This is a genomic window from Phyllobacterium sp. 1468, assembly GCF_031455525.1.
Classification (GTDB): Bacteria; Pseudomonadota; Alphaproteobacteria; order Rhizobiales; family Rhizobiaceae; genus Phyllobacterium.
In genome coordinates, this window is the sequence record NZ_JAVDSX010000004.1 from 139,468 (window position 1) to 159,532 (window position 20,065).

Annotated in this window: 17 protein-coding genes and 1 tRNA gene; 7 read left to right on the top strand and 11 right to left on the bottom strand. The window is 57.8% G+C overall.

Annotated features, from left to right (window positions below):
- Positions 1 to 97 precede the first annotated feature (97 nt).
- A complete protein-coding gene (locus J2X72_RS12675; RefSeq protein ID WP_210001834.1) occupies positions 98 to 3,316 on the bottom strand; it encodes an efflux RND transporter permease subunit in 3,219 nt (1,072 codons plus the stop codon).
- Positions 3,317 to 3,352: 36 nt separating this feature from the next.
- Entirely contained in the window at positions 3,353 to 4,576 is a 1,224-nt protein-coding gene (locus J2X72_RS12680) for an efflux RND transporter periplasmic adaptor subunit (protein ID WP_310072429.1), read from the bottom strand.
- 182 nt (positions 4,577 to 4,758) lie between these two features.
- Between J2X72_RS12680 and J2X72_RS12685 the strand changes: the two genes are divergently transcribed.
- Positions 4,759 to 5,346 carry a TetR/AcrR family transcriptional regulator gene (locus J2X72_RS12685; RefSeq protein ID WP_310072431.1) on the top strand — a complete coding sequence of 196 codons (588 nt, stop codon included), beginning with the start codon at positions 4,759 to 4,761 and terminating at the stop codon, positions 5,344 to 5,346.
- A 183-nt stretch (positions 5,347 to 5,529) separates the two neighbouring features.
- Here J2X72_RS12685 and J2X72_RS12690 read toward each other — a convergent pair whose 3' ends face one another.
- Genes J2X72_RS12690 through J2X72_RS12705 form a run of 4 tightly spaced genes read right to left on the bottom strand, consistent with a single transcriptional unit; the run spans position 5,530 to position 10,589 of the window.
- Positions 5,530 to 6,651, bottom strand: a complete 1,122-nt coding sequence (locus J2X72_RS12690; RefSeq protein WP_210001839.1) for an ABC transporter permease — start codon at positions 6,649 to 6,651, stop codon at positions 5,530 to 5,532.
- Positions 6,652 to 6,658: 7 nt separating this feature from the next.
- On the bottom strand, positions 6,659 to 7,798 hold the full coding sequence (locus J2X72_RS12695; protein WP_310072434.1) for an ABC transporter permease: 1,140 nt from the start codon (positions 7,796 to 7,798) through the stop codon (positions 6,659 to 6,661).
- Positions 7,798 to 9,558 carry an ATP-binding cassette domain-containing protein gene (locus tag J2X72_RS12700; RefSeq protein WP_310072436.1) on the bottom strand — a complete coding sequence of 587 codons (1,761 nt, stop codon included), beginning with the start codon at positions 9,556 to 9,558 and terminating at the stop codon, positions 7,798 to 7,800. The genes J2X72_RS12695 and J2X72_RS12700 overlap by 1 nt, the downstream gene beginning before the upstream one ends.
- On the bottom strand, positions 9,555 to 10,589 hold the full coding sequence (locus tag J2X72_RS12705) for an efflux RND transporter periplasmic adaptor subunit (RefSeq protein WP_310072438.1): 1,035 nt from the start codon (positions 10,587 to 10,589) through the stop codon (positions 9,555 to 9,557). Before J2X72_RS12705 ends, J2X72_RS12700 begins: the two co-directional genes overlap by 4 nt.
- 91 nt (positions 10,590 to 10,680) lie before the next feature.
- Between J2X72_RS12705 and J2X72_RS12710 the strand changes: the two genes are divergently transcribed.
- Entirely contained in the window at positions 10,681 to 11,367 is a 687-nt protein-coding gene (locus tag J2X72_RS12710) for a CerR family C-terminal domain-containing protein (RefSeq protein WP_310072440.1), read from the top strand.
- Here J2X72_RS12710 and J2X72_RS12715 read toward each other — a convergent pair.
- Complete coding sequence (locus J2X72_RS12715) at positions 11,361 to 11,516, bottom strand: hypothetical protein (protein WP_310072442.1); 156 nt, start codon at positions 11,514 to 11,516, stop codon at positions 11,361 to 11,363. The genes J2X72_RS12710 and J2X72_RS12715 overlap by 7 nt on opposite strands.
- Before the next feature lie 235 nt (positions 11,517 to 11,751).
- On the opposite strand from J2X72_RS12715, the gene J2X72_RS12720 reads away from it, so the two are divergent.
- Positions 11,752 to 12,090 (top strand): hypothetical protein, encoded by a 339-nt coding sequence (locus J2X72_RS12720; RefSeq protein WP_210001852.1) that lies wholly within the window; start codon positions 11,752 to 11,754, stop codon positions 12,088 to 12,090.
- A 46-nt stretch (positions 12,091 to 12,136) separates the two neighbouring features.
- Here the strand turns inward: J2X72_RS12720 and J2X72_RS12725 are convergent, their stop codons facing one another.
- Both J2X72_RS12725 and J2X72_RS12730 read right to left on the bottom strand, forming a co-directional pair.
- The gene (locus J2X72_RS12725; RefSeq protein WP_310072445.1) at positions 12,137 to 12,538 is read right to left on the bottom strand and encodes a hypothetical protein; all 402 of its coding nucleotides are present in this window, start codon (positions 12,536 to 12,538) and stop codon (positions 12,137 to 12,139) included.
- 44 nt (positions 12,539 to 12,582) lie between these two features.
- Positions 12,583 to 12,972, bottom strand: a complete 390-nt coding sequence (locus J2X72_RS12730; RefSeq protein ID WP_210001857.1) for a DUF930 domain-containing protein — start codon at positions 12,970 to 12,972, stop codon at positions 12,583 to 12,585.
- 325 nt (positions 12,973 to 13,297) lie between these two features.
- Between J2X72_RS12730 and J2X72_RS12735 the strand changes: the two genes are divergently transcribed.
- From J2X72_RS12735 to J2X72_RS12750, 4 genes are all read left to right on the top strand, one after another.
- Positions 13,298 to 13,558 (top strand): DUF982 domain-containing protein, encoded by a 261-nt coding sequence (locus J2X72_RS12735; RefSeq protein WP_310072448.1) that lies wholly within the window; start codon positions 13,298 to 13,300, stop codon positions 13,556 to 13,558.
- An 88-nt stretch (positions 13,559 to 13,646) separates the two neighbouring features.
- A tRNA-Ser gene (locus tag J2X72_RS12740) sits at positions 13,647 to 13,738 on the top strand.
- 939 nt (positions 13,739 to 14,677) lie between these two features.
- On the top strand, positions 14,678 to 17,050 hold the full coding sequence (locus tag J2X72_RS12745; protein WP_310072449.1) for a hypothetical protein: 2,373 nt from the start codon (positions 14,678 to 14,680) through the stop codon (positions 17,048 to 17,050).
- A gap of 15 nt (positions 17,051 to 17,065) precedes the next feature.
- Complete coding sequence (locus J2X72_RS12750) at positions 17,066 to 19,306, top strand: hypothetical protein (RefSeq protein WP_310072451.1); 2,241 nt, start codon at positions 17,066 to 17,068, stop codon at positions 19,304 to 19,306.
- Between the two features lie 128 nt (positions 19,307 to 19,434).
- Here the strand turns inward: J2X72_RS12750 and J2X72_RS12755 are convergent, their stop codons facing one another.
- Both J2X72_RS12755 and J2X72_RS12760 read right to left on the bottom strand, forming a co-directional pair.
- Positions 19,435 to 19,827: a RidA family protein gene (locus J2X72_RS12755; RefSeq protein WP_310072453.1), complete on the bottom strand. Its 393-nt coding sequence runs from the start codon at positions 19,825 to 19,827 to the stop codon at positions 19,435 to 19,437.
- 77 nt (positions 19,828 to 19,904) lie between these two features.
- Entirely contained in the window at positions 19,905 to 20,051 is a 147-nt protein-coding gene (locus J2X72_RS12760) for a hypothetical protein (RefSeq protein ID WP_310072455.1), read from the bottom strand.
- Between the last annotated feature and the right edge of the window lie 14 nt (positions 20,052 to 20,065).

Consider the following 20,065-nt stretch of genomic DNA (forward strand, 5'->3'; position numbering starts at 1 on the left):
ATATTGCTGCTGCAACATAGAAGAAAGTCTTCAGTCTCAGTGGTTTAGCTCCGGCGGCGCAGAACCCTTGTAAGTACCGCGCCGCCGGAGATTATTGTTACTCGGCTGGCGTTGCAGCCGGTGCAATCGTGCCCGAATTGTGGCTGGAATCACCGTCGAAGGTGCTGGCATGGTGACTCGTCAGCCGTCGATTTCCGGTCATTGCACGTATCAGCACGTAGAACACTGGCGTCATGAACAGGCCGAACAACGTCACGCCGATCATCCCGGCAAACACCGCGACACCCATGGCACTGCGCATTTCCGCACCGGCTCCCGTCGATGTGACCAGAGGCACCACGCCCATGATGAAGGCGAGCGACGTCATCAGGATCGGCCTGAGCCGCAGACGACTGGCCTCAACCACAGCCTTGAATGGCGTCGACCCGGCAAACTCCAGTTCCCGCGCAAACTCTACGATCAGGATGGCGTTCTTGGCGGATAGCCCGACAAGCACGATCAGCCCGATCTGGGTGAAGACATTGTTGTCTCCCGCCGTCAGCCAGACGCCGGTGAGGGCGGCAAGCAATCCGAGCGGCACGATCATGATGATCGATAGCGGAAGTGACAGGCTTTCATATTGTGCGGAGAGAACGAGGAACACCAACAGGATCGACAGCGGGAAGATAAGGTAGGCCGAGTTGCCCGCAATGATCTCCTGATAGGTCAGTTCTGTCCATTCGAAGCCGATCCCTGGCGGCAGGGTGTCAGCGGCAATCTTTTCCACAGCGGCTCGCGCCTGGCCCGATGAGTAGCCGGGCGCCGCATTGCCGTTCACGTCGGCAGCGAGGAAGCCGTTATAGCGCATGGCACGATCCGGTCCCGCACTGGATGAGACGTTGACCAGGGCCGACAGCGGGATCATCTCGCCCGAACCCGATCGTACCTTCAGATCGCCGATGTCCTCGGACTTCGCCCGGAAATTCGACTCCGCCTGCATGCGGACGGAATAGGTGCGGCCGAACTTGTTGAAGTCGTTGACATAGACCGAGCCAAGATAAATCTGCAGCGTGTTGAAGATTTCCGGCAGCGATACATTGAGTTGGCGTGCCTTGGCACGGTCAACATCGGCATAGAGCTGCGGAACATTGATCTGATAGCTGGTGAACAGGCCCGTCAGCTCCGGCGCTGTGGCCGCCTTGGCGAGGAACGCCTTGGTTGCGTCGTCGAGAGCCTTATAGCCCAGACCATTGCGATCCTCGATCTGCAGTTTGAACCCGCCGATAGAGCCGAGACCCTGGACGGGAGGCGGCGGGAAGACGGCGCTGAACGACTCCTGGATGCCGGCTATCTGCTGATTGAGCGCCATGGCGATCGCCCCGGCACTCAGGTCGGGTGTCTTGCGCTCTTCGAAAGGTTTCAGCGAAACGAACACAACGCCGGCATTCGAACTATTGGTGAAACCGGCGATGGACAGCCCAGGGAAGGCAATCGTGCTTTGCACACCAGGTATCTTCAACGCCATATCCCCGATGCGGCGGACGACCGCTTCCGTCCGGTCAAGCGTCGCACCATCCGGCAGTTGTGTGAAACCGACCAGATACTGCTTGTCCTGCGGTGGAACGAAACCGCCCGGCACACTCTTGAACATGAAGGCCGTCGCGCCGATCAGGATGAGATAAATCCCCATCATGACCGTCTTGCGCGAGATTACGCCGCGCACGCCCTTGCTGTAACCGTTGGCTCCACGCGTGAACACGGCATTGAAGCCACGGAAAAGCCAGCCTAGCGTCAGGTCCATGAAGCGCGTCAAACGGTCTTTTGGTGCGTCGTGTCCCTTCAACAGAAGAGCGGCGAGGGCGGGCGACAGCGTGAGCGAGTTGAACGCCGAGATAACCGTCGAGATGGCGATGGTCAGCGCGAATTGCCGATAGAACTGACCCGTAAGGCCGCTGATGAAGGCGAGGGGTACGAACACCGCGACCAGAACCAGCGCAATCGCGATAATCGGTCCCGAGACTTCGCGCATCGCCTGCACCGTCGCTTGCCGCGGGGCCAGACCGTTCTCGATGTTTCGCTCGACGTTCTCGACCACCACGATGGCGTCATCGACGACGATACCGATGGCAAGAACAAGACCGAACAGGCTGAGCGCGTTGATCGAGAAACCGAACAGATGCATCACCGCAAACGTACCGACGATCGATATCGGCACCGCGATCAGCGGAATGATCGATGCACGCCACGTTTGCAGGAACAGGATAACAACGAGAACGACCAGCAATACCGCTTCAAGCAGCGTATGGATGACGGCTTCGATCGAGGCTCGCACGAACTGGGTTGTATCGTAGACGATCTCGTAGTCCACGCCTTCCGGCATGGTCAGCTTCATCTCGTTCATCGCGGCACGAACTTCGTCGGCGATCTGGATGGCATTGGAGCCGGGTGCCTGGAAGATCGGGATAGCGACGGCGCTCTTGTTGTCGAGCAGCGAGCGCAGGGAATAGTCGGCCGCGCCAAGTTCGATGCGGGCAATGTCGCTCAGATGCGTGATCGCGCCATTGGCTGCAGTCTTGACGATGATCTGGCCGAATTCCTCCTCGGATTGCAACCGACCTTGCGCGTTCACCGTCAACTGCAGATCGACACTGTTCGAGTTGGGCGACGCACCGATGGTACCGGCGGCAGCCTGTACGTTCTGTGCACGGATCTCGTTGAGAACATCGCTTGCCGAGAGGCCGAGTTCTGCGGTCTTCTGCGGATCGAGCCAGATGCGCATCGAATAGTCGCCAGATCCGAACAACTGCACATCGCCGACGCCGTTGATGCGGGCGAGGCGGTCCTTGATGTTGATCAGGGCGTAGTTGCGCAGGTACGTGATATCGTAGCGATCATTGGGCGAGATGAGGTTGACCACGAGCATCAGGTCAGGCGAACTCTTGACCGTGGTGATCCCGAGACTGCGCACTTCTTCCGGCAGGCGTGGTTCCGCCTGCGAAACGCGGTTTTGCACCAGCTGCTGCGCCTTGTCGGGATCTGTACCGAGCGCAAAGGTCACAGTCAGCGTCATCTGGCCGTCTGCCGTCGCCTGGCTGCCCATATAGAGCATGCCTTCAACGCCGTTGATCTGCTCTTCCATCGGCGTTGCGACTGTTTCGGCAATGACCTTCGGATTCGCCCCCGGATATTGAGCCCGCACCACGATGGATGGGGGCACAACATCCGGATATTCCGAGACGGGCATCGTCGTCAGCGCAATCAATCCGCCAAGGAAGATGATGAAAGAAAGAACGCCCGCAAAGATCGGGCGGTCGATAAAGAAATTGGAGATATTCATATCAATTCCACCTGCCCGATGCGGGGCTCTGGATAGTTATTGTTTGACCTTGGCCTGGTCCGCCAGCGCCTGCTGGTCTGGCGCCTTGCTGCCCATCGCTACCATCTCCGGTGCAACGAGCGAGCCCGGGCGAATGCGCTGCAGGCCATTGACGACGATCTTGTCATCCGCCTGCAATCCGGCTGTGACGATCCGCAGGCCATCGGCCTTGGCGCCAAGCGAGATTTCGCGATACTCGACGACGTTCTTCGAATTGACGACCATGACGAACTTCTTGTCCTGGTCGGTTCCGACAGCTTTTTCGTCGACCAGCAATTCGTTACGCTCATTGGCCTGCCCCATGCGGACCTTGGCGAACTGGCCGGGCATCAGCTTGCCATTGGCGTTATCGAACACCGCACGGACCTTGACGGTACCGCTCGTCGCATCGACGCTGTTGTTGATCAGCTGCAGCTTGCCGGTGATTCCGTCCTGGCCGTGCACATCCATCTGAACCGGGATGCGGTTGACGAAGTCGCGGCTGTTCAAGCCCTCGGGAAGATCGGCGAGCGCATTGGCGACGACGTTCTCATCGGCCTCGAAACTCGCGTAGATGGGGCTGATCGAAACCAGCGACGTCAGTAACGGTGCGCTCGGTCCCTCGGCGATGAGATTGCCGGGGGTGATTTCGATACGTCCGACCCGGCCGCTGATCGGTGCGCGAATGTCGGTCCAGTCGAGGTTGAGCATGGCGGTCTGTAGCACGGCCTTGGCCGCTTCGAGGTCCGCCTCGGCGCTGGTCTGAACGTTCAGACGTTGATCATAGTCGCTCTGGGATGCAAAGCGCGATGTCACAAGTTGCTTGCCGCGTTGAAGTTCGCTCTTGGCATAGGCGAGCTTCGATTCGGCAGAGGCCACCTGCGCCTTTGCGCGCGCAACCTCCGCCTCGTAAGGCGCCGGGTCGATCTTCACCAGAAGGTCGCCCTGCTTGACGATCGCGCCTTCTTTGAACGCGACGGACTGAATGGCGCCGGCGACGCGCGAGCGTACTTCAACCGCATCGACAGCCTCGAGCCGGCCGGAGAATTCACTCCACTGCGTTACGAGCTTCGGCTGTACGACCGCAACCGATACAGGGGTGGCTGGCGCAGGTGCCGCCTGGCCTTTCTCGCCTTCCGCATGGCTCTGCTGCATGTCCATAAAGTGCGAGCCGCCGACAGTGGCAAGTGTCAGAACCAAAGCGCTGGCATAAAGGCTTTTTCTTAAAGTGCTGATTGACATCGTGGTCATCCTGCTTTGAAAGTTTCCGCCATTGGGAGGGTGGCGAATCTGAATTCGATCATCGAATTGAGCATTGACGTTCTATACCGATCGGTATAGAACGGCTGATATAAGGCGGCGATGCAACAGCTGTCAATGGAATTTTATACCGAACGGTATAATTCTTTTAGGGAGTGTTGTCCATGGGACGGCCCAGGGAATTTGATGCGGATGATGCGCTGCAAGCGGCTTTGGAGCTATTCTGGCGAAAAGGCTATGAAGGCACGTCCATCACTGACCTGACCGACGGCATGGGTATCACCAAGCCCAGTCTTTACGGGACTTTCGGTAACAAGGAAGAGCTCTTCCGCATGGCGCTGCAGCGCTACGAGGAGAACTATATGGCCTTCTTCTGGAAGGCCTTGGGGCAGCCGTCCGCACGGATTGTTGCGCTGGATATATTGCATGGCTTTGCCAATGCCCAGACGGAAGAGTGCAATCCTGGTGGATGCCTTGGTATCAATGCCGCCATGGGTTGCAGTGAAGCCGCGGAAGCGATCCAAAAAACCCTCATCGAGCGTCGCCAGGTAGGTCAGAAGGCGCTGGCGCGGCGTTTCGAACGCGCCGTGCGTGAAGGTGATCTGCCCGCCGACTGCAATGCGGACGATCTTGCCCGCTATCTCTTGACCATCGCTCAAGGCACTGCTGTCCAGGCATCGAGCGGGGCCGGCCGGGAAGAGCTCTACCGGCTGATTGACATCGCCATGAAGTCTTTTCCAGGCTCGAACTAACCCCCGGCCGAGCGGTTCGACACTGCAGCTTGCAGCCGTTTTGGCGTCCGGAGGATATGGTCCATCTTCCCGGCAACATCGTCGCAAGGGACTTGAAAATGGATAAACATTTCCATCGCCCTTGCTCCTCGTATCCGAAAAGATGGCCTCATACCATTTCCATCGGATTTATGAGTTCACGGCCTAGCTCAGCCTGTTGCGGAACAGCCAGGCGGAAAATGGCAGGGTAACCGCGGCGATGGCCACAAGCGCCAGCATTTCCGGCAGCAATTGCCTCAATCCTGCGCCCTCCAGATAGACCTGGTGGGTAATGCTGATCGCATAGCGCAGCGGATTGATCATCGTCAGATACTGCAGGATCTCCGGCATGTTGCCGATTGGCGCGGTCAGGCCCGACAGCAGCATGAATGGCATCAGCAGGACGAACGAGTAGATCATTGCCTGCTGCATGTTGCCGGCCAGCGACGAGATGAAAAGGCCGATGCCCACTGCCGCAGCGAGGAACAGCACAAGGCCCAGGTAGAGGATGAAATAAGAACCCTTGAAGGGAATCTGGAACCATAGCTGGGCGACGAGCAAAATCGTCGTTGCCTGCGAGAGACCGACGAGCATCGAGGGCAGGGCCTTTCCAACCATGATCTCGGACGGTCTGAAGGGCGTGACCAGCAGCTGGTCGAAAGTGCCTGCCTCACGTTCGCGCGCGACCGACATGGCGGTCAGCATCAGCGTCATCATCATGGTGATCGTGCCGATCAATGATGGGATCATGTACCACCGCGTCTCGAGGCTCGGATTGTACCAGGCGCGCGTTGTTACCTTGATGCCGCTGTTGGCTGGCTGACCATTTTCCTCACGCCATTGCGCGGTGAAATCCGTCGCGATGGTATTGACATAGCTTTGCGCAGTGCCGGCCGTGTTGGAATTGCGGCCATCGGCAATGATCTGCAATTTGGCTGGCATCCCGGCCATCAGCCGCCTCTCGAAATCCTGGTCGATGACCACCACGAGCAAAACCCGGGCATCATTGATGAAATCGTCGATGTCGGATGTCCGTTGCAACGTCGCAACACGGCTGAAAATGCCCGAGCCGTCCAGTTTCGAAACCAACTCTATGGATGCCGCGCTGTGATCGTGATCGAGAACCGCATAGGGCACATTGTTGAGATCGTAACTCGCCGCATAGCCAAAGATCAGACATTGCAGGATAGGCGGCAGCACCAGCACGATACGGCTTTTAGGGTCTTTGAACATCGCCAGCAATTCCTTGCGGATCAGTGCGATTATCCGGAAGAAGGATTCTTTCATGGCCGTCTCATCCGAGTTTCTTGCGCGTGGCGAAAAGCGACGCAGTCATCAGAATGGTTGCCATGACCGCGAGCACCGCCGCGTTGGGCAGGATGACGGCCCAGATGTCGCCCGCAAGGAACAATGTCTGCAGCACACTGACGAAATAGCGCGCCGGGAAGATATAGGTGACACCCTGGATCACCAGAGGCATGCTTCGGATGTCGAACATGAAGCCCGACAGCATCATCGCCGGAAGAAAGGTGACAATCAATGTGATCTGGCTGGCGACGAACTGGTTCTTGGTGAGCGAGGAGATCAAAAGCCCGATACCGAGCGCCACCAGCAGATAGAGCATCGATACGATAATCAATATCCACAGTGATCCGCGCAAGGGCACGCCAAAGAGCACCTGGCTGCCGATGACTGAAAGTGCCAGTCCCAGCATGCCGAGGATGAAATAGGGGACAGTCTTGCCCAATAAAATTTCGCCGGGCCGGGCAGGGGTGACGAACAGCGCTTCGAATGTGCCGCGTTCCCATTCCCGCGCCATCACCAGTGCCGTCAGCAGCGCACCGATCAGTGTCATGACAAGAACGATCAACCCCGGCACCAGGAAATAGGTGCTGTCATTGGCCTCGTTGAACCAAAGCCGTGTCTGCAGATCGATCGACGCGCCGGAATTCAGGACCATTCCTTGCGCTGCCTCGCGTGCCAGCCACGTTCCGACCGCGCCTTGCGCATAGCCGAGCGCGATGCGCGCCGTGTTGGCGTCGCTGCCATTGACGACGACTTGGATTTCCGCCGTCCCGTTCTGCACATCGCGGGCGAATTGCGGAGGTATGCGCACGATACCGCTGACGGTCTTGTCCGCAAGCAACCGCTCGGCCTCCGCCATGGTCTTGACCGGATGCGTCTGGAAATAATCCGAAAGTTCGAATCCGGAAACGGCACCGCTCGCCTCTGCGGAAGATTCCTCCATCACCAGCGCAACGGGGAGGTTTTTCAGATCGAACGACAGGCCATACCCGAACAGGATCAACAGTACCATTGGCATGACGATGCCGACGGCAACGCTACTCGGGTCGCGCACCACCTGCCAGCTCTCCTTGCGCACCAGCGCGAGGATACGGCGCAGGCGGCCGTGCTGGTGCGAGGACGCGGTCATCAGGCGGCCTCCTTCTTGTCCCGCCGGGATTCCTCGACAATGGCGATGAACGCGTCTTCCATGTTCGGTTCTTCGCCATTCTTCGGCTTGGCATGGGCACGGATTTCGGCAGGTGTTCCCTCGGCGAGATTACGCCCCGCATCGAGAATGATGATGCGGTCGCAATATTCCGCCTCTTCCATGAAATGTGTGGTGACGATCACCGTCACGCCTTGCTCGGAAAGCGCGGTAATGCGCCCCCAGAACTCGCGCCGTGCCAGCGGATCGGCGCCGCTGGTCGCCTCGTCCAGAAACAGAATGTCCGGCTCGTGCAGAAGCGCCGCTGCCATAGCAAGACGCTGCTTGAAACCGCCGGGCAATTGTCCGCTCGGCAGCGTTGCCAGATCACCCAGCTCGAACTGCTCTTTCGACCAGGCAACGCGGTCGCGTTTCTTCTGCCCGCGCAAACCATAGGCGCTGGCGAAGAAATCGAGATTTTCATCCACGGACAGATCGCCATAAAGCGAAAACTTCTGTGCCACGTAGCCGAGTTTCTGCCGCGCTTCGGCCCGTGAGGTGCGCAGGTCCGCACCAGCAACGCGCAGCGTGCCGCTCGTTGCGGGCATCAGCCCGCACAACATGCGAAACGTGGTGCTCTTCCCGGCGCCATTCGGGCCGAGCAGTCCATAAATCTCGCCGCGCTTCACCTCAAAGCTGACGTGATCGACCGCAGTGAAATCGCCAAATTTGCGCACCAGATCATGAACTTCGACCGAAATTTCGTCACCCGCAGCAGCCTTGGGCCGCTCCAGTTCCACTTCGCTGGAATGGCTCTTGGTCGCTACGGCGCCGAACAGCACCATGAACCCATCTTCGAAACGCGCCGGGACCTGCTGAAGTTTGATGGCCTTGCCGTCAATCTTGATGTCGTCCTTGAAGTCCGGTTGCTTCACCACGCGTACTTTGCCAGCTTCCGGCACCGCATCGACAACACCGTCCAGCCGGAACAACCGGGCCTGCAGCGACCGCGCGCTGGTTCCTTTCCCCGGCGTGGCTATAAAAACACAGTCGCTGGCTTTTTCCGTGATTTCGCCGGGTTTCCCCTGCGCCAGAACCTTGCCCTGATGCATGACGACGGCATGGTCGCAGAGTTCCGCCTCGTCCAGATAAGACGTGCTGACGATGACTGTCAGTTTGTCCTCGCGCACGAGCTTGGTGACGATCTCCCATAATTCGCGCCGTGACAGGGGATCGACACCCACGGTCGGTTCGTCGAGCAGGAGAAGTTCAGGTGAACGCACCAGCGTGCAGGCGAGGCCGAGCTTCTGCTTCATGCCGCCGGATAGTTTGCCGGCGAGGCGCTGTGTGAAACGCCCGAGGTCGGTCATTTCCATGAGCCGGGGGTAAATCTCCCTGCGCTGTTCCGTGGTGATGCCGTGCAGGTCGGCGTAAAGATCGAGGTTCTGCTGGACACTCAAATCCTCGTAGAGGCCGAATTTCTGCGGCATATAACCTATGCGGTTCTGTATTGTCTGCGGATCGGCTGCGACATCGATGCCGAGCACGGAGAGCTCGCCACTGTCGGCGACCATCAACCCCGCAATCAGGCGCAGCAACGTGGTTTTGCCCACACCGTCAGGTCCGACCAAGGCTGTCAATGTGCCTTGCCGCGCTTCGAAGGAGACCCCCTCCAGCGCTCCGACGGTCTCGCCCGTATCGCGGCGGAAGCTCTTGTGGATGGTCCGCGCCGTGACGGGATTGGTTGGCGCGGCGCCGTTCATGGTGTTGCCTTGCGGTCCGCATTCTGAGGCAGGGGCTTTGGTGCTTCGCTTGCCAGGAGCTTGACGGTGGCGGGCATGCCGAGACGGAGCATATCGTCCTTGTCCTCGACGAAAACCCGCACCTCATAGACAAGGCTCGAACGCAGATCTTCCGTCTCGACGGTCTTCGGCGTGAATTCCGCCACCGGCGAGATAAAACCGACCCAGCCATCAAGCGGGCGATCCGGGAAACTATCGGATGTCACCTTGGCGCGCATGCCGGAACGGACATGTCCGAGATTGACTTCCGAGACATAGGCGCGCACCCATTTCGTGCCGATGGTTGCAAGGGAGAATACCGGCTTCGTCGGGGCTGCCATTTCGCCCGGCTCCATAAGACGCGAACGTACCACCGCGTCGAAAGGCGCCACGAGTTCCGCGTCGTCAAGTTCTTGCCGGATGAGGGCGAGTTGCGCCTCGCTGGCGCGAAGTTGCGCTTCGGCCTGCAGCAATTCTTCAGCGCGCGGACCAGCAATGGCGAGATCAAGCGCACTCTGCGCTACTTCGACCTTGGCGTCGGCAACGCCTGCAGCAGCTTTTGCCGTGTCGAGATCCTGCTTGCTGATCGTAGCCGTCGCGGTCAGGGCAGCTCGCCGCTCATACTGGATATTGGCGTTTGCCGCGTCCGCCTTGGCCGATGCAAGATTGGCGCGCGCCTGTGCGATTTCTTCGGGACGGCTGCCGTTGCGGAGTTTCATCACCATGGCACGTTGCGCGGCGACAGTCGCATCGGCCTCGCGCACCTGCGGCGACAGCCGGCTGGTATCGAGCCGCGCCAGAACCTGGCCCTTTTTGACGATATCGCCTTCCTCGACGAGAATACCAGCAATGCGCTCCGAGCCGTTGAAGGCGAGCGTTGCCTGCCGCAGGTCGACATTGCCGTAAAGCGTTAAAGCATCATTGGCCGCCGGCCGACGCAGATACCACCATGTTCCGCCGCCGATCGCGGCGAGAACAAGAAGGAGGATAACAGTGCGAAGTGGCTTGTTCATCTCTCAACCATAACGCGAAAAATATGCATATGTCAAATTTGAATTTGAATTTTAGCTTTCAAAAAGTTCGGATCTCCTGTAGAATTCTCATATGGCCCGAAAAACACCGCGAAAACTGCCCGGCCGCCGCGAAGACGGCGCCACAACGAAAGCCCAGATTCTGGAAGCTGCTGGCGCAGTTTTTGCCGAGAAGGGGTTCGACCGTGCCACCGGCAAGGAGATTGCCGAGCGGGCTGGGAGCAACTCGGCTGCGGTCAACTACTATTATGGCGGGATCGAAGGTCTCTATGCCGACGTGCTTGTAGAAGCCCATCGGCGGCTTTTGACCTATGACAAGCTCGTTGCGCTTGCGGAGAGTCCCGGAGAGCCGACCGAAAAACTCAAAAGCCTCATCGGCCTGATCGCCCGCAGGATCACCGGGCCTGGTTCGTCGTCGTGGGCGCTGCGTGTCCTCAGCCGCGAGATTCTCTCGCCGTCATCGGTGTTTCCGGTCCTTGTTAAGCAGGAAATTCTACCTAAAAAGCTTGTTGTGACCGGTATAATAGGAGAGATTTTGGGCAGGCCGCATGACGACCCGGCCGTCACGCGTTGTACCCTGAATATCATTGCTCCCTTCGCCATGCTGCTCGTCGGCAACAGGCAGATATTTACCCAGGTGCTGCCGGGGTTCAACTCCGGCGAGCCTGAAGTCCAGGAGCAGATCGTCGAGCATTTTCAACGCTTTGCCCTTGCCGGGCTGGCGGCAACGGCCGCTGCGTTGCGGTTAGACGATCACTGATGCGTATCTTTGGAGTTATGCCTGTCTTCGGGCGATGTGTAGGCAGGCTTGTCGGTGTTCTTTTGTGACTTGGCAATTGCCGCCCGCAGCATCTGCCATTCTCTTTCATGGCGCTGGTAAACATCCTGCGGAACAGTTTGTATCGTCATGTGGGTTCTCCGAATGGGTTGACGCCCTATAACGATCACATAGGGCGCCAGTTCCCACTTCGCCATTCAAGATTTGCAACCGGCATTTACAGATGCGAAGAGGCTGGTCCTGGCCTCCCCGAGGCCGGCGCATTTACCATAGTACGAGAACCTAAACGCTTGGAACTTTGTCGTTCATTGCAAGTTCATCGTAGTGGGTGCACCTAATGGTTGCACCACTCACAGGAGACAATCTATGCACAAGATACTGAACGCCATCTCCGCGGCTATGCTGGGATTGGCAATGTTGTTGACATCTGCGGTCGCGTCCCAAGCCGCGCCCGTGTCCCCCACGACCATTCAGCTATCATCGAATGTTGAACAGGTGCGCGACAACAGGGCAGATTGGAAGCGTCATCATTCCAGGCGCAATTGGCACCACGATCGTCGTGACGCGCGTCGTCATTATTATAGCAACCGCCGCGACTGGCGCCGGTCCCATTGGGACAATCGGCGGCACCATCGCCACCACCGCTATTATCAAAGCAACCGCGGGCGGTATGGCAACGGCTATGTAGGCAAGAGCTGGCAATAACAGCACCACCTTAGAAAAAGCGGGGCGGTTCGGGGAGCCGCCCTTTTTACCGGTGCTTCCGGAGAGACTCGTAACCGGCGCGAACCTTTTCAGCCAATGTCAGCAACCTGTCCTTGCAGGTTTTCGCATCATAGTCGGCGGGTTGTTTCGGCGAAGCGATCACCGCCCTGAGCCAGCCGCGTACGGTACTGTCCGCCTCGTCGGCCGATTTTCCGAGCCCTTGCAGAATGGTTTCGCTGCTTTCGATGGCCGAGTAATGCGGCTCGCGTCCGAGTGCGTCCTGACACTGATAGGAAACGATGACGAGATTCTTCGCATCCGGATGACGCCACTCTTGCTGACGCTGCCGCCCGTCGTCGTGCATGCCGGCAAGATCACAGCCGCCAGCGCAATAGCCAAAACTGAAAATCGCATCTGTTCCCCCATCACTGCAGCGTAGGCTATTCAACAGGCGTCCCGGTGTCGAGAGGCGCGATCTGGAAGGTTCTGGTCCTAGGGAACGAGCAGGTGCTGGCTCCAGTCCTTCTTCGGCACGAGATCGCCGATTTTATATTTGAAGCCGACGACGTTCATGTTGTCGGCGCTGGTTTGGCATTTGTATTTCAGATGGTACCACTCGCCGCGGCTGCGAAAGGCAGCGCCGCGCGTCTTGATGGCATGGTCTTCCATCGTCGGATCGGCGAAGGCATATGCGAGCACTTTATCCGGGTTGAACTTTCCCTCGTCCTTGCGGATGCGCTCCATCGCCTCTACGTCGCAGCGCTGCTCCAGCCGGGTTTGTGGATCAAGCTTCTTCAAGCCTGCCTCCTCGGTCGAATTCATGGCTGATGCTGGACGAAGCGCGAAAGCTGCCAGCGCAATCGTAACAAAAATCTTCTTCATGCTCTGATTGGCCCTGTATCTGCAAATGGTGCCGGACACTATCGGCAAGTGATGCCATTAGCCAACCCTTGCCGAGCGAGCGCCCACAAAATTGAACGATCCGGCAAAAGAGTGGTGCGATAACAGCCGACTGGCAAAGTCCGAGACGCCTTGGGAGAAAACGAATCGGGGTTATGCTATAGACATTCCACTTAAAGGACTTGACCGCATCTCTTTGTCCCCCGCACAAAAGGAGGGCACGGATGACCTAAATCGAATTGATTAGAAACACTTAGCCGAATTTTGCTTTGCGGAACAAGGTGCCATTTGTGTGCGTTGACCCACCATGACCAACCTCGATTTCCTTGCTGTCACGATTGAAGTTGATGAGACGGGCGAGCTGCGGAACGTGAGTTCCGTGGCTGAGGCCGCCGAAATTCTTCGTCAGAATTGGCCAGTCGACCGCGGCAAGGAGCTTTCCAAAGCGCGGCGTGCCTGCCTCGATGCAATGGAAGGCGCGGGGAGCGTGGAAGAGGCAAGAACGGCCTTCGTGGCTGCCGCCAAGGAAGCCGGCATATTGGTTTGGAACAGCGCTTGGCAGTTTTGATCCCGGCTCTGTGCCGGTTATGCGATTTTTGCGCGAGGCGGAACAAAATCCTTGCAAACATGGGGTTTCATCTTTAGTCAGCGTCCTCGGAGAGGTGGCCGAGTGGTCGAAGGCGCTCCCCTGCTAAGGGAGTAGACCCGTTAAACGGTCTCGAGGGTTCGAATCCCTTCCTCTCCGCCACAGACATGTTTTTATCATTATAATGAATGAGTTACGAATTAGACTTACTCAAAAGTGCCTTCCTACTGTAAGGCGCACAAAGACTACGGGGCCACTCGCAGTGTACAAGGTTCTTTTGCCCAGGGTCTCAAACAGCAGTATCTGCGACCGTGGAAACGGCAGCAGTTTTCCAACGAGTTTGGCCGCACTGGTCTGAAAAGGATGACCCCCTTGTGCAGCTGCTTTTCCCTCTTTGATCCAGATATGCGCACGAGATTGAATAAGAAGCAGAATTTGGGCGGCAAGATCAGGGCTTAGATCGGGCAGCCTGCTTCCCCGTAGCTCGGCTCCGCCCACATCGACGCTCTTTTCCTGCAAGTCGGAAAGGGCCGCCAGGTAAAGCTGTTGTTGCAGTTTCGACAGCGATTCCGCCGTTCATGCGCGCATAGTCTCTCGACGGTTGCGGTCAACCTCCTCGCGAAAAGCCGCGATCGGGGGACGTCGCGGAGTTTGACTCGACTGCACCCTGGCGCAATACCCCGCGCGGGGGTTTCGGAACTTGCAAACGCGCGCATAACTTGCCGACCGCTACGTCGGATATTCCGAGTTCCTTGGCCACCTCAGAGGATTTAATCATGCGTCCCAAGCGCCTGAAACAACGCGTTTTTCAACAGTATCGGCCCAAAGCGGCTGCAACGGACTGGCATTGTAACTGTAACGTACTTCCGCGGCATTTGAGCGTGTTTTACCCTAGGGTATCTGAATAGAGGAGCGTGTGGACCGGGAGATACCTGCGCCTGCAAAAGGCTGCACGTGTGTCGAAGGGTACGCGGCTTGGAGGATTCGGTTCGGAGGAAATGCAGTAGAAGGGATGTGGTCCGAGACTGGCATTTTGTCGGCTCTCGATAGGCTACAACAAGCTCATACAGAGAACTCGCGTTAGGAAGGAGCGTTCGTGCGATGGCCAGCAGCGCTGACAACAGTTTGTTTCGCTTCACGCATCTGCGTGCCGCGAAATCTCAATTTCGCCGCCCCGCGCCCGGCGGGACGCCAGTCACCTCAGCGTCGACCGTACGTAAGCCTGCGCCGCTATCCGCGAAGGTAAAGCGGTCCGCGACTATCAGCCAGCCGGTGTTCGATCCGCTGCGTGTGTCCAGAGATCTGGTGAGCGCCCAGCGCGAGTTTGAGAGGCTTGATCCGATCCGCGATCTTAACCTGTCAGTTGAGCGTGGCCTGTTCACGTTGCAGGCCAGCGCCATCAAGCGTTTGTCTTCAAGGACAAAGTCAACGCTGGAAAAACTCGGTATGTCGCTGACAGACACCCATATCGGCGATCTTGTCGCCGCGATCGATGGCGCGCTGACGCCGCCTCAGCCAGAGGATACGCCCGGAGAACCACCGGCGCCGAGCCCCCGTCCTGCCGAATTGAACGCGGTCGGCGTCGCCGATCTGCTGGTGGTAAAACAGCAAATCAAGCGCTATGAAGCCGGCGAAATCGCGCATATCGAAAACATTCTCGACGGTGAATCCAAACTCCGTACACATCGCCAGCTCAACCGAACCGAAGAAGTGATCAGCACGCTTAAGGAGCAGGAGCACGAAAAAGAGACGGAGCTGCAGACCACAGAGCGTTTCGAGCTCAATCGTGAGACTACGCGGACCCAGCAAGCCGATCAGAAGGTCGGATTCGGACTATCACTCTCCGGCAAGTATGGCCCGACTGTAGAGTTCGAAAGCAAGCTCGATGTGAGCAACCAAACCAGCGAAGAAAACGGCCTTAAGAACTCCGTTACCTATGCCAAGGACGTCGTCGAGCGCTCCAAGGAGCGGATTGTCGAGCGTGTCCGCGAAGAACGGCGGCTTACCATCCTCCGCGAGGTAGAGGAAGTAAACGAGCATCGGCTCACAAATGAGAGCGGCGAGCACAGCGCCGGCATCTATCAGTTCGTCGACAAGATATATGAGTCGCAGGTGTTCAACTATGGCCTGCGCCAGATGTTCGACTTCATGATTCCAGAGCCGGCGTCGTACATGTGGCACCTCGAAAAGATGCCGCAACCGGATCCGGAATTGCCTATTCCGCCAATCAGACTGGAGGTCGAAGCACCGGACGCGAGCCACATTCATGAGGGTAATTATCTGCGTCTTGGTGCCCGTTACGGCACCAAGGGGCTGAAGGCCCCACCGCCCATTTTTCTCGTGAAGAGTGCGAGCGTCACACAAGGCATGGGCAACGACTCAGAGGAAGATCAGCCTCGCAGCCGCAATCAAATCGAGATCCAGATTCCAAAGGGCTACCGACCCGTCTGGGCATTGACGACGGTGATGGGCGTGACGGACGAGGATCCTCACTTCGCGTTCAGTGTCGGCAACGAGTACGATTACTGGCGTCCGACGGCGCAAGGCGAGCGGATCGATGTTCAAGAGGGCGATCTTCGATTCTACCGGCCCAATGCCAACCGGGTAACGGTCTTCCCGAGTGACGGCGGTCTCTACGCCGACGACGACAAGCTCACCATCCATATTTTCGCGCATGAGACCGCGAACTACAGTGTGCACACCAAGGTCACCTTCCAGCGCCAAGCCGAGGGGCTGCGCGAATGGGCCACATCGACCTACGACACGATCGCCGAGGCATATTCGAATGTCTTGCTTAGGTATCAGCAAGAAGTCGAGACGCTGAAACAGAAGAAAGAAGCGGAAAAGGGACTCGCCTTCGAGTTTGGGAATCCCCCGTCCGTCAATGAACGTATCATCCGGACGGAGTTGAAAAAGCACTGCCTCGCGTTTATTCGCAATGAACACGCCGGCCTATTGAACACCGCACACACCAGTGGCGGCTCGCTCTACCCGCCGCACTTCGACATCGAGGATGCCAAAGCCGACGGGGCGATCATCCGCTTCTTCGAGCATGCATTCGAGTGGGACCAAATCCAATACGTGTTCTACCCATATTTCTGGGCACGACCCGGTGGATGGGCCGACCGCTTCCGTGCACGGAACATGGATGCCGAACTCGAAGATTTCTTGAAAGCAGGCTATGCGCGCGTCGTCGTGCCGGTGCGGGTCGGGTTCGAGGCTGCTGTCTCCTATTTCATGCAGGAGGGACGCGTCTGGAACGATGAGGGCGAGCCGCCGATCGATCATCCACTCTACAAGCCGATCGTCGATGAAATCAAGGAGCTCACCGGAGGCGATCGGGGCGAAGTCGCGGTCGGCGACCCGTGGGAAACGCATCTGCCGACAACGGCCGTCCTGGTGCGCAAAGGTCACACGCTGCCCGAATGGGAGCGGGTGTCGCCGAACGAGTGGAAATGGAAGCCCAAGGTCTAGAATTCGAGCGCGACTATGGCGAATGGCTCGAGCCCAAGCATTTTCTACAAGGAAGTGGACGACGCGATCGCGAGAAATCCTCCGGACGTGGGCGATCTCGTCGTCCTTAAACAGCTTTGCGAAGCTGTCGAGGCCGACGACAAGCCTGCTGTCGCGCGGCTCACGCGTGACCTCGTCAAGCTGGCCGGTCAGGAGGATCCCCTACACGCGATCTCTTACGAGCTTTTTCACGCCTTGATGGCCCGCATCCTCCTGAGGGGGTGGTTTGAGGAATTCGATCTCCTGATCAACTGGCCCCAAACCCGGTTTGGCAGCAAGAACAAGCGGATCGCGAACAACTGGGGCGGTATCATCACGATTGCGAAGGACCAGCCTCAATCAGTGGAGCTTCTAACTGGATCGAATCGCGAGAAGGAATGGCAGCGAGCTTTGAACGGGCTCGACGGTGCGATGCGGCATTTCGCGAAGGTTGACTTGCCCCCGGCCGCGCGGATGGGCGCGCCGCCAGAAGGCCCCTCCTTTGACGAAAGAGTACTCCCTGAGCAATTGCTGGAAACGATCGAGCAATTCTATCGCGTTCTGCAAATGCTTTTTCAGCAGTTGCTTGAACTCGCACTGGCGAAACTGGAGAGAGATAACAATGACGTGGTCGGCCTGCGCAAGCTGCAAGATCTGCAGCTGTCACTGTGGAAGCTGCTGACTACAAAGGATATTCCGAAAGACTTCAAAGCCGGGAAAGCCCTTGACGATCTGAAGACGCAGAATGACCGCCGTACAATAATTCTGAACAAGACAATACGCGTCACTGAATTCCGCTATGGACGTGGTCGGGCAAAACTGCATCGCTTTCTGGACGCATTTCCACCGCACAACGCGCGGAGCGTCATTTTCAATTCACTGGATCGTGACGATAAGGACCAGCCGGACGTCAGAGGCGAAAGAATAGGCAGCATCCAGGTTTCGCGGGATCGCCAACTTGCGTACTTTCTGGTGACGTATGGCCACACGTGGGATCCGAATGAGCGCCCAACGCCAGCGCATTTGTTTCGCCGCGCCTTGATCAAAGGGCGCCATGGCGGGCGGCTCAGGCTCGTCGAGAACGACGAGTTGATCACGTTCTTGTACAGTTTCTTCGCAGAGACACTCGCGGAGTTCACTCGCCAAGCCACGACCGCCGCAGAAAAGAGCAAGGCACCCGTCAATGCCTGGCGTGAAACCGTCGACACCGCCAGCGTGTATTTCGGGCAGGTGACGACTCACTCCAGGCTCAATCTGACGGAAGGACCGCCAAACTATCTGACGCATGCCTTCCCGCGTAACCTCATCGGCCGACTGCTTCATGACTGCGGAGTTCACGCCGTGAGATCGGCTTACGTGTTGTTGTCAGTCTTGAACCGGATCAACGGGTCACACGCGGAGCTTGCCGGTGGGATACATGCGCGGTGGGTGCGTCTGCCGCTTCACGTCGGTATGCTGATTCAAACCGGCAACTTCGGCGTGGTTGTGCAACACAACGAGTACAGTTCAGTGACCGACAATGACGAGTTGAAAACAACCATGACTGCGTGGAAACAACCGCCTCACGAGACCGACCCCCCGGATCCCAACGATGCCATGCTCAAATTCCAGGAGGATCTCACCGCCAATGGCTTCAGCAGCGATCTGGATATGCCGATCAGCTCGGTTCCAATTCTGGAGATTGGGGAGCCTGTCACGACCCACACCATCTGGAACTCGTATCAAAAGAAAGTTGTGCCGTCACAACTTTTCACGGGTTTGGTGGGCGCGAGCAATGCGCCGCAGTATCAGTTCGACATTCGCTACTTGCGGCTCTCGGAGCTGGAGCGCGAGTGGTACAATAGGGACGTGCTCCGATTTTGGAACAAGGAGTGTCTCGACATCTGGAACCATTGGGCAAACGTTTTGACCAGCACCAAGATCAGTGACACGGAGTATGAAAAGCAGAAGCAGCCATACATAAAGGCGCTGAACGAAGCACTGGATAGAATCGAAGAAAGCTACGAGGCACAGATTCGACCCAAGAAGGACGAACTCAGCAAAGCCATTCGCGGCGAACCCAAGCTCCTGGTACCTGGAGTACGCATCGTCTCCGCGTCGCGCCTAGAAACCGTTCTGCCGGCGGTCGAGAAAGTCGCGGAACACTTGAACGACATCTCGCAGCCGAATTTCAGGCTCAATCCGGACTTCGTTCCGCCTTTCGCCAGAAAGGAGGAGGTCCTGCTGGAGGTGCCATAGGGCGAGGACATGGCGTTAACAAAATAAGACGCTGCTCCGCGCCGCTTGGTCGTTGGCGCAAACCCGTGTGCGTCACCGCAACAGCCATCAGGTATTGGCAGACTGCTTCAAACTCTACCCTGATGACATCAGCCGGGAATACGAGCGATCACCTTGATCTCGAAGTCAAACCCCGCGAGCCAGTTGATGCCGATCGCGGTCCAGTTCGGATAAGGCGGTGCCGGGAAGACTTCGCTTTTTACGGTCATGATCGTTCCGAACTGATTTTCGGGATCGGTATGAAAAGTCATCACATCCACGATGTCATCAAGCCCGCATCCACCCGCTTGCAGGGTCGCTTCGAGATTAGCGAATGCCAGACGGACCTGAGCCTCGAAGTCCGGCTCGGGCGAGCCGTCGCTCCGACTGCCGACCTGACCGGACACGAACAGGAGATTGTCTGATCTGATCGCTGCGGAATAGGTCTGTGAGGTGTAGAGGTCATGCCGACCGGCGGGGAAAACGGTGTCACGCTGGGCCATATGGAATTCTCCTGTTGCGGGTGGAAAGGGTCCGACGAGTCAATGTCCGTCGCGTAGTCTTGTTTGTCCGGCGCACATCAGACGCGCGTCTCTCGCTTGAAGAAGTAATGCAGCACGAAGTGCGCTGGAGAGACAACCGCGACGAGCACCCATCCTTCAGCGCCCAGCTTCCCGAGATCGGCGGAATCCAAGGTCCTTTCGACCACTAGATATTCCCATTGCATCGTTCATTCTCCAA